This is a genomic window from Vibrio sp. 10N.261.51.C6 (assembly GCF_041471785.1).
GTDB classification, from domain to species: domain Bacteria; phylum Pseudomonadota; class Gammaproteobacteria; order Enterobacterales; family Vibrionaceae; genus Vibrio; species Vibrio crassostreae_C.
The window spans coordinates 1-4,829 of sequence record NZ_JBFRPB010000044.1 but is presented as its reverse complement, the minus strand read 5'-3'; the positions used below and the strand labels follow the sequence as shown (position 1 = coordinate 4,829).

At 40.3% G+C, this 4,829-nt stretch carries 4 protein-coding genes, 1 tRNA gene and 1 rRNA gene; 5 read left to right on the top strand and 1 reads right to left on the bottom strand.

Annotation, left to right across the window (positions count from 1 at the left end; genetic code table 11):
• The first annotated feature begins 8 nt into the window (after positions 1 to 8).
• The 4 genes from rrf (at position 9) to AB4375_RS12320 (ending at position 2,198) form a co-directional block, all read left to right on the top strand.
• Positions 9 to 124, top strand: a 5S ribosomal RNA gene (gene rrf, locus AB4375_RS12335).
• 106 nt (positions 125 to 230) lie between these two features.
• A tRNA-Ser gene (locus AB4375_RS12330) sits at positions 231 to 321 on the top strand.
• A 192-nt stretch (positions 322 to 513) separates the two neighbouring features.
• The gene (locus AB4375_RS12325) at positions 514 to 1,758 is read left to right on the top strand and encodes a tyrosine-type recombinase/integrase (protein WP_372051693.1); all 1,245 of its coding nucleotides are present in this window, start codon (positions 514 to 516) and stop codon (positions 1,756 to 1,758) included.
• Positions 1,758 to 2,198, top strand: a complete 441-nt coding sequence (locus tag AB4375_RS12320; RefSeq protein ID WP_372051692.1) for a hypothetical protein — start codon at positions 1,758 to 1,760, stop codon at positions 2,196 to 2,198. Before AB4375_RS12325 ends, AB4375_RS12320 begins: the two co-directional genes overlap by 1 nt.
• Here the strand turns inward: AB4375_RS12320 and AB4375_RS12315 are convergent.
• Positions 2,192 to 3,622 (bottom strand): putative phage abortive infection protein, encoded by a 1,431-nt coding sequence (locus AB4375_RS12315; RefSeq protein ID WP_372051690.1) that lies wholly within the window; start codon positions 3,620 to 3,622, stop codon positions 2,192 to 2,194. The two genes, AB4375_RS12320 and AB4375_RS12315, sit on opposite strands and share 7 nt — an antisense overlap.
• Before the next feature lie 302 nt (positions 3,623 to 3,924).
• Between AB4375_RS12315 and AB4375_RS12310 the strand changes: the two genes are divergently transcribed.
• On the top strand, positions 3,925 to 4,829 hold a 905-nt coding region (locus tag AB4375_RS12310; protein WP_372051688.1), incomplete at its 3' end, for an ISAs1 family transposase.

Genomic DNA, 4,829 nt, shown 5'->3' with positions numbered 1-4,829 from the left:
AAAATTTGCTTGGCGACCATAGCATTGTGGACCCACCTGATTCCATGCCGAACTCAGAAGTGAAACACAATAGCGCCGATGGTAGTGTGGGGCTTCCCCATGTGAGAGTAGGACATCGCCAGGCTCCAAATTTATTTTCACTTTTTTAAAAGTGAAGACAAAAGGTATCGTTACTTGCATTAGCAAATAACAACCTCAACAGTGTACTAATCTGTTGATGACAATTTTTTGGAGGGATGGCTGAGTGGTCGAAAGCACCGGTCTTGAAAACCGGCAACCGTTAATAGCGGTTCTAGGGTTCAAATCCCTATCCCTCCACCATATTCTAAAACGCATTAAGCCCTTGAATTTCAAGGGCTTTTTCGTATCTAAACATTGCAAATCCCCTATCTTCTCCGATGAGGTGGACCAATGTACCTTTTAAAATCTACAAATGGCTTATATTTCTCTCGCGTTTGCACTCCTAAACCCCTTCTGAAACAGGGTTACCCGTTCGATATTAAAGTTTCGCTCATGACCAAAGATCGTCATGTTGCTATCCAGCGTAACTTCGATATCGCAGCTTGTATCAAGCAAGCGTTCTTTGCTTGCCAGACGTTACACCCTATTCCTTACAAAGATTTCAAATCCGCGCTTAACCAACGTATTCAGGCTATCAGAGAGCAGTCTTTCTACATCATCCCGTCATCGCCACCGAGAGCAATTCAAAAAACCGTTATTGCAGAGCCAACTGACTTCGATGCTGATGTCAATTTTGAGGATGAGTTTGAATCAGACCTTCCTGAAGGTATTACTAGCGAAGATGTGCATAACCCTTTCCCGTATCGAGGCTATCTGAAGCTCTTCATTGATAGCAAAAAAGCATCACAGGTTAATCATTTAACCTGCCATCAACTAGAGCAGCGCATTAATCACTTTATTCAGTACACAGAGAAGCACTACATCGCAGAAGCAACGTCCGCTGATATCATGCGTTATCTCGATGTACTCAATAGTGAAAAACGTGCTCCAAAAACAAACAAAGACTACTTCGCCTCGACAAAACAGTTCCTAAAATGGTTAAACCTTATGGGTTACGCTTCGCCAAATCCAGCGGAGTCAATCACAGGGAAATTCAAATCAATTAAGCATGCTAGTGAAGAGCGTGATCGCTGGACACAAGAGGAGCTTCAGTTTCTCTTTTCTCATCCAGAGTACCTGAGAAAAAATGACGACTTTAAATGGGTCACACTACTTCAGCTTTATCATGGTTTGCGCCCTAATGAGGCATGTCAGCTTCATACAAACGATATTAAGCATCAAGGGGATATCTACTACCTTGCCATTACAGACAGTGCTTCTAAGCAGTATTTAAAGAATGAGCATGCTGTTAGACCAATCCCGCTGCACTCCGAGATTTTAGCGAACGGGTTTATTGAGTTTGTTGAGCAGAGAACCAAGCGTCGTAATCGTGCAATTTTCAACTTTGTTCCGTTTGGGAGAGATGATGACTGGTCAAAACACTACCGAAGTGTGTTCGGGAAAATGCAGACCAAAATAGGGATGAAACCTGGCAAGCGCCCGACACCGTACGGTCTACGTCATACGTTTATTGATGAACTAAAGAGTGCTCGTATTTTAGAGCATGAAGTAGCAGAGATCGTCGGACATGTTAATGCGAACATGACGTTTGGTCGATACGGAAAGAAACTTGAACTGCCAAAACTGCGAGTAATCGTCAATGCATTCAAAGTGAACCTTGACGGGGAGGAATCGTAATGACTCGATTAAACAATCACTATCGTACTCAACTCATCAATGCTCTTCAGAATGGGGCGAGTTATCGTGACACGCTTGATCTGTCTTACTTTCTTCATCTGGGTATTACTCAAGCTGAAATCGGTACTATTGACTATGTATGGGATCAGCTAACTAATTGTCCATGGCTTGAAGAAGATGATTTTGCAGCTAAAGATGTTTCTGCATGGCAATGCGAAAATATTCTCGGTGGTTTTTTTAATTTCAAAGAGTTGCTTGGAATTGAAGACTATTCATTTTCAGATTGGCTTCAGCAGCAAGATACAAGTAATGGAATTGGCATCCCTTATTTTCTTTATCAAAAGTTTGCGAGTGAGATTCGAGAAGACTTTATGGAAGATATGCGGCTACAACAAAACCTAAAAGTTGTGCTCAGTAAAAACCTACAGCTACATTATTGAGGATGAAGAAATAGTGCTTCTTCTCTTTTAGCTAACAATGAGTCTAGATCCTCTGCAAGGATAATCTTAAGGTAATTTTTGGCAATACAGTCTTCCTTCAGTTGACCATGATATTGAATATAATGCCTACAAATATTATTCAATGACTTCTGAATTTTACGTTTAGTTATTCCAACATCAGCTTCCGAAATAAAACCACCGTCACTGCTAGAGAGTGTCATGACATCTTTTTCAGAAGGGGAAAAATCATCAGATAACTTAAATCTAGGGATTTTAAAATCCCCACACCATTCTAAAAAATGTACTTTACCTCTCAATCTTTCTATTTGCTCATTAAGTTGTATCAAATCTAAATGATTAGAAAAGGCCTTTTCAGTGTATGCCTCAAAAACGGCCACATTCTTGTCGTAAAAAGCCCCATTGAACCACTCGCTCATATTATTAGGGAGAGTTAAATGCTCAAGTAATCCATATCTTTCAATTAGTTGCCAGTATCTATAATATGAATCATCAGTTCCTTTAGGGGAATAACAATTAGCAGCTAAGAGATATAGTAAATCGTCAGCAAGCATCGACCTTACTATGTTTGAATAAAATTTTTCTCTTGGCTTCACTTTCGTTTCAAACAATTCGTCATTTAGAGTTTTATATTGACTCGATTCAACAGCTATAAACTTTAGCAACTGATAGAGCACCCTAAAATAGCGGCAATGATTTGGGGAGTTATGGATATCAGAAAAATGGACAGCAATATCTCTAATGTTTCCACTTAACTCAAACGATTCATTGTTAAGCTCTGATTGTATTTTGTTATGTTGATCGAGCAAAGAGTAGAATGTACTGTCAAACTTCTCACTCTTTGCCGTTGATTTTGCTTCTCCCAGTTGCAGATTAAGTGTTCTAGCCTGCTCTTTTTGAGCTAAAGTTGAATCTACAAGTTCTTTTCTAGTTAATGCTAGCTCTTCTAAAGAGACTTCATGCGACTTGTTCTGTTGATGTAATGTGTACAAAAGAGCAAGGTATGACATAAGTGCGACAATCGGAGCACCTACATTATTGAAAAATGCAGCTGCTTTAGCTTTATCCCATGTATTGCTATCGATGACTTGTGACTGTTCGCTAAATGTAGCCAAACCAACTATAGCTATAGACAGCATGACAATGATACCCACAACTGAAAACCCAAAGTATTTAAGAGCGGAACTTTTCATTGGGAAATTAGTTACTTTCTGGACCGTTAAATGCTGAACTGGAAAACTCTTTATCAAGTCATTTATAGCTAGTTCAAGTTCGCATTTGGTTCTTCTCGTTATCGTACGACTGTAAACTTCCGCAGTTGTAGGCGCAGATAGTGCATCAAAACTGATTTCAGCTTTATAGCCTTCCTGATATGGTTCTATAGTGATGCTGCAACCTTTCATCATAACCATTCTTACCAAAAATAATATATTCAAGTACTTATGCAACAAATCATAAACCAGATAGCTCTCGATGGAAAATGAAAGATTGCTTTAATAGCATTTGATTTCTTGTTAGCGATTATTCATCAGTAAAGAATTAACTAAACTAGATAGAATTGAGGAAATCATCTTCTACTTTAGTGACGGAGCCGATCATCCTCTTCCAAAACGGACGAAAATGATGAATCGCATATGGAGCAGGGCGGGATCGCACTTTGTTAACAAATATGATCTAATAGCGTCAAACCCTTAGCTAGACAGCCATTTTGAACTTAATTGAGCACCTATCCGTCATCGAAGATACTCGTTCTGACATTAACCAAAAACATGACCTTATTGACGTTATGTTCCTCGTTATTAGTGCTATTGCATCTGGGTGCGAAGGATGGCAAGACATTGAATTTTATGGGGAAGAGAAGTTAAGCTGGTTAAGAAAGTACAGGCCATTCAAACATGGAATCCCCCGACGACACACAATAGCACGCATATTACGCTCAGTTGTTGCGGAGTCATTGCTTGAAGCGTTGGCCTTGTGGATAAACGAACAAAGAGCCAACCAAAATAAACCCATAATCGCATTCGACGGAAAAGTCCTGCGTGGCTCTTATCGAAATGACAGGAAAACAGCGTTGCAGTTGGTCACGGCATATGACACTGAGCGTGGCCTTGTTCTGAGCCAAAAACCGACGGAAAACAAGAATGGCGAGATCAGTGTTGTGCGCCAAATGCTTGATGTTATAAATGTAAAAGGCAGTGTGGTCACGATTGATGCGCTGCATTGCCAGCGCGAAACCCTAGAGAAGATAAAAGAAAAGAAAGCGCATGTTGTTGTTCAAGTGAAGAACAACCAACCGAAACTAAGAGCGGCTGTTGTTGAACAGTTTCAGGCTATCTTCGATGCTAGGAAAGAGAAAATAGTCACTGAAATCAAAGAGACACATCATGGTCGTAACGAAGAGCGATACGTTTTTCAACTTAAGGCTAAGTTGCCCGAAGAACTAGCAAAGAAATGGCCGACGGTAAGAAGCATTATAGCAGTGGAACGCCACCGAGTGATAAACGGGAAAGGCACCGTAGATACGTCATACTACATAAGTTCCATGTCGCCGAATCACAAATTACTTGGTCATTATATTCGTCAACACTGGCGAATTGAAAGTGTGCCGCAGGC